General features: G+C 35.2%; 3 protein-coding genes, 1 pseudogene and 1 other annotated feature. Of the genes and pseudogenes, 3 read left to right on the top strand and 1 reads right to left on the bottom strand.

The annotated features are described in order from the left end of the window. Positions 1 to 181 precede the first annotated feature (181 nt). Positions 182 to 421: a binding site (T-box leader), on the top strand. Between the two features lie 79 nt (positions 422 to 500). Beyond that, positions 501 to 2,255 (top strand): annotated as a pseudogene (locus CP370_RS08835) (oligopeptide ABC transporter substrate-binding protein). 86 nt (positions 2,256 to 2,341) lie between these two features. On the opposite strand, the gene CP370_RS08840 reads toward CP370_RS08835, so the two are convergent. Continuing rightward, the gene (locus CP370_RS08840; protein ID WP_087284749.1) at positions 2,342 to 2,779 is read right to left on the bottom strand and encodes a MerR family transcriptional regulator; all 438 of its coding nucleotides are present in this window, start codon (positions 2,777 to 2,779) and stop codon (positions 2,342 to 2,344) included. A gap of 176 nt (positions 2,780 to 2,955) precedes the next feature. Here CP370_RS08840 and CP370_RS08845 point away from each other — a divergent pair, with 176 nt between their 5' ends. Together CP370_RS08845 and CP370_RS08850 are read left to right on the top strand one after the other, a co-directional pair. Further along, complete coding sequence (locus CP370_RS08845) at positions 2,956 to 4,428, top strand: MDR family MFS transporter (RefSeq protein WP_087713133.1); 1,473 nt, start codon at positions 2,956 to 2,958, stop codon at positions 4,426 to 4,428. Next, positions 4,428 to 4,988, top strand: a complete 561-nt coding sequence (locus CP370_RS08850) for a DUF4811 domain-containing protein (RefSeq protein ID WP_087713134.1) — start codon at positions 4,428 to 4,430, stop codon at positions 4,986 to 4,988. Before CP370_RS08845 ends, CP370_RS08850 begins: the two co-directional genes overlap by 1 nt. Positions 4,989 to 5,065 lie beyond the last annotated feature (77 nt).

Below are 5,065 nucleotides of genomic sequence, written 5' to 3' on the forward strand. Positions count from 1 at the left end.
CATACACCAGATGAAATCTTTGAAAGAGAATTAGATCTAATCTATCAAGCAGCTTAACTAAAAGTGTTCAATTTATTATTGCAATTTGCGAATAAAAAATTATATTAAAAACAAGAAAAATATAATTTGATGTTGACTTATTTTCAAAACGGCATAATATTATGGTCACAAACATTATTATCAAACAGCTTTGATAAGGAAAAGTAATTAGGAACTCATCTTTCAGAGAATTGCTGGTTGGTGTGAAGAAATAGATAGATTCTTAATGAAAATCACCTTTGAGCGTAAACTACGATTTAGAGTGGTTTAAGGGACAGCCCTTTATAGCGACGGCGTATCGTTCTCCTGTATTGAACCGTACGTTAATTAAAGACTAGTTTTCTAGTAAAAATAAGTGGTACAGCGACAAGACGCCCTATTGGATCAATTCGATCTAATAGGGCGTCTTTTTGTTTTCTTAATCATGCTGTTAGTGGATTTTTGACGAAAGGAGATTCTATATGAAGATGTCAAAGTCCAAACTGCTGTATGTAACTCTCGCAAGCTCTCTTACGATATTCGCAACTGCTTGTGGTGCTAAGAAAACTGATTCCAGTAATCAGACAATCAAGTTTTCTCAGAATGTCCCCAAGAAAGCCATTAAAAAAGTTGGCACTCTTACCTATGCACTAGAAAACGAATCACCTTTTACTGGAATTTTTCTCTCAGAAATTGCTGATACCAGTCCCGATGTAGAGGCTGCCGCTCCGAGAGATGAGTCGCTGTTTTCAATCAATGATCAATATCAAATTACTGATAAAGGAGCTGCCACGTTAAAATTAAATCATCACGATAATACAGATAAAATCAAGGTAAAGGACAAAGTTCGCTGGTCAGATGGTAAACCGGTAGTTGCCAAAGATCTAGAGTACTCTTATGAAATTCTTGCCAATCCTAAGATTCAAACTACTCAATATACTTCTTCATTAGAAAATATTAAAGGTATGGCTGAATATCATCAAGGAAAAGTCAAAGAGATTTCTGGAATTGAAATGCCTGATGGTCCTAACGGGAAGACCTTAATTCTTCATTTCAAAGAATTAAAACCAGCAATGCTAAATGCTGCTAGTGGTTTTTACTGGGAACATGCCGCTCCTTATCACTATTTGAAAAAAGTACCATTCGAAAAATTAGTATCTAGTGATCAAGTTAGAAAGCATCCCCTCTACTTTGGTCCTTACAAGATGGATAAGACAGTTCAGGGTCAGTCAACTAGCTGGTCTAGAAATCCGTATTATTGGCGTGAAAAACATAATTTTGCTCACATCTACATGTCAAATATTACTAATTCAAATGTTTCCCAAGCAATCAAAAGCCACAAATTTGATGTAGCCAGTGTTTTAGACTCTCAATGGCTACAAGTCAAAAATACCAAGGGAGTTAATTCCGTTGACAAAAAGACTCTCAGCTACAACTACCTAGCCTTTAAAGTTGGTAAATGGGATCAAAAACTAGGAAAAAATGTAGAAAATCCTCATGCTAAAATGAACAACCCTGCCTTAAGAAAAGCAATGGCTTATGCTATGAATGTAGGTGTTATTAATAATCGTTTTTATCATGGCTTAAAATTCAGAGTTAACTCACTAATTCCGTCACAATTTACGCCATATTAAGATAAAAACATCCCAACTTATTCTTATAATTTAAATAAAGCTAATGAATTATTAGATAAAGCTGGCTACAAAAAAGCCCCTGGTGCCCTTTACAGACGTCAGCCTAACGGTAAGCCTCTAGTAATTAATATAGCTGTGCGTGGATCAGGCGAAAACAGCGAAGCTATCTGGCGCAACTATATCCAGCAATGGAAAAAAGCCGGCCTAAACGTTAAGTTTCTTGGCGGTCGCCCAATGGAATTTAATCGCTGGGTTGCCGCAGTTAAATCTAGTGATCCAAAAATTGATGTACTTGAAAGAAGTTGGGGCGCCGCCGGTGACCCTTCTCCAAGCGTATTTTATGGTGAAAAAATGCCATATAACTTTGCCCGCTTTGTGTCTCCAACTAATACTAAACTTTTAGATGAAATTGATTCTGCCAAATCTTTTGATAAAAATTATCGAGTACAAAAATTCCATTAATGGCAAAGATGGATGTACAGTAAAGCTTACGTCGTTCCAACTAGTGGAGCTTACTCGGTTACTGCAGTTAACAGTAAGGTTACGGGATGGTCATTAAAACCATCCGCTAATGTTCGGTATGAAGCTGGCTTTAGCAAATAATTCATAAATAATTACTAATCATTATATATAACTTTAATATCGACTTGTCCTAAAAATGAAGTATCTATAAATGGATACTTCATTTTTTATTTATCAATTTTTAGATATCGACCATGCTCATCGACTACACCTTTAAAATGATACTTTTGACCATCTTGCACTAAAAGTTCTCCCAAGTCGATCTCACCGTACGCTTTATCTGCATCCGTAATAGTTACATCATTAAAAGTATGTTTAAAAAAGTTTCTCACAATTTTACTTTTTACTTTAATATCTTTTGAGCGCTCAAAGGCTGCAGATAAAGTAAATCCCTGATCAAGTTGAGTTTTAATAAAAATAATTAAATATAAAGTTGAAAGAGTATATCTTCTAACTCCACTTTGATTATCATCGACCGGCTTAATATATCCCTTTTCTTCCCAATACCGTAACTGTCTTTGGGAAACACCAACAGTTTTACTTACTTCGCCTATTCCAACTTCAATATTTTGAAACACATCATGAAATACCTTTTTTGCTTCCATTTTTTTATCCTTAAATATCATAATCTCAACTCTAGTTTAAAATCTTATGACAGTTTTAGCAACATATATGTCAAAGATAATTACATGTTTGTAAGATTATTTGACAATTATTTTCTTTAAGACTATAGTTTTTATAGTTAAATTTTAATATTAATAATTTAGAAAGGATCTTCAAAATGGATAAACAACCCACCGATATTCATGGAAAGTCCTATAATCGAAACTTACTGGTACTAGTTTTAATTGTTGGTTCTTTCTGTACCGTGTTAAACGGGACATTGCTTGCTACTGCTCTACCTTCCATAATGCGTTCCTTTCATATCAGTACTGCAACTGCTGAATGGCTTTCAACAGCATTTTTGCTAGTTAACGGAGTAATGATCCCAATTTCCGCATGGTTAATCAATCGCTTTGGATCAAGAAAAATGTACTTGAGTGCAATGTCTGTTTTCTTTATTGGAACAGTTATTGCAGCAATTGCACCAAACTTTGGAACCTTACTTGCTGGTAGAATTATTCAAGGATTAGGCGTTGGAGTCACGATGCCTCTTCTTCAAACCATTATGCTTTCTATCTTTCCAGCTAATAAACGTGGAGCTGCCATGGGAACTGTTGGTATTGTTATCGGCTTGGCTCCTGCCATCGGTCCAACTTTATCTGGATGGATCGTTGATAATCTTTCTTGGCGCTACTTATTTAGTATTATTGCCCCAATTGCTGGCGTGGTTATTATATTAGCTTTCTTTTTAATTAAAGATGTACTCCCTACTAAAAAAGAAAAAATTGATATTTTATCTGTAACCACTTCTACTGTTGGATTTGGGAGCTTACTTTACGGTTTTTCCGAGGCCGGCAACAAAGGTTGGACTAATCCAGAAATTCTAATGTTTATTGGTGTAGGGATAGTATTTGTCATCCTCTTCGGTCTTCGTCAATTGAAAATGTCAGATCCTTTCTTAGATATTACTGTGTTCAAACACTTTGAATTTTCTTTAGCCGCAGCCCTTAGTGGTATTACAAATTTGGCCATGGTTGGTATAGAGATGGTGCTACCTTTATATATTCAAAACTTACGGGGAGTATCTGCATTTCATTCAGGTTTAATGCTTTTGCCAGGTGCCCTAATGATTGGAATTATGTCACCAATTACGGGACGTTTATTTGATAAATATGGTGCCCGCAAGATGGCCATTACGGGAATGACCCTTCTAACATTAGGTACAATCCCATTTGTATTTTTGACTGAGCAAAGTTCCTATACCATGATTATCGTTTTATATGCAATCAGAATGGTCGGAGTAGCCTTAGTTATGATGAATGTTACCACTTCTGGGATGAACTCATTACCTTTAGACAAGATTTCACACGGAACTGCAGTAAACAATACCTTTAGACAGGTTTTAAGTTCAATTGGTACTGCCATTTTAGTCTCTGTTTTAACTACCACGACTAACAACAATATGCCAAGTAAAGAATTACTAAAAACTTTACCACTTCAATATAAAAATCAAGCTATTAATGCTACTTTAGATGGGTTCCATGCTTCATTTGCCATGAGCATTGTCTTTGCCTTAATTGCTTTGGTTCTTGCTTTCTTCCTCAAGAAAGGTAACCGTGCCCGTGAAAATCAAGAAGAGGTGAATGGATAATGATAATCGTAATTTTAATCTTAGCAGCAATTTTATTTATTTACTTCAACGTCATCCCTGGTAAAGGACATACTATAATCTCCTGGCTTTCTTTAATTGTTACATCACTTTGTATTCTGGGGATTGTTGCACATGACTATAATCACTGGGGAATGAAGACTGAGACACAAATAAGTAAACAAAATCTCGTCTCAAGTGCTAATCCCAATCTTCCCCTTCTACTTTATCAACCTCTAGGTAATGGTACAGAAAAAGTGTACTTATATAAAACTAGCGATGAACAAAAGAAGCCAAAAGCTATTAAACTTGATAAGGTATCGACCGAAATTAAACATAGTGCGCAAGCCAATCTTCAAATAGAAACCACTCGATATGTTCACCGAGATAATTTTAGTCGAATTATGTTTGGAGTCTTTAGTCATAATAATGAACTCAAACAGAGAAAATATATTTTTACCATTCCATCAAACTGGAAAGTCATTTCAACTAAAGATATGAAAAAATTACAAAAGCAACTGGAAGAAAAAATGCAGGCCCAAAAAGCTGCAGCCCTTCATTAATTTTTATCTATATCCTAAAAAAGTGTCTGGGAAAAAACTAACTTTCAGATACCAAAAGACGATCAATCCAACTCTTA

It is taken from the genome of Lactobacillus sp. UMNPBX19 (assembly GCF_002553805.1).
Lineage (GTDB): Bacteria > Bacillota > Bacilli > Lactobacillales > Lactobacillaceae > Lactobacillus.

What these genes read in the sequence shown, in the direction of transcription:
- CP370_RS08840 (WP_087284749.1), bottom strand. Translation starts at nt 2,779, where the DNA reads ATGGAAGCAAAAAAGGTATTTCATGATGTGTTTCAAAATATTGAAGTT.
- CP370_RS08845 (WP_087713133.1), top strand. Translation starts at nt 2,956, where the DNA reads ATGGATAAACAACCCACCGATATTCATGGAAAGTCCTATAATCGAAAC.
- CP370_RS08850 (WP_087713134.1), top strand. Translation starts at nt 4,428, where the DNA reads ATGATAATCGTAATTTTAATCTTAGCAGCAATTTTATTTATTTACTTC.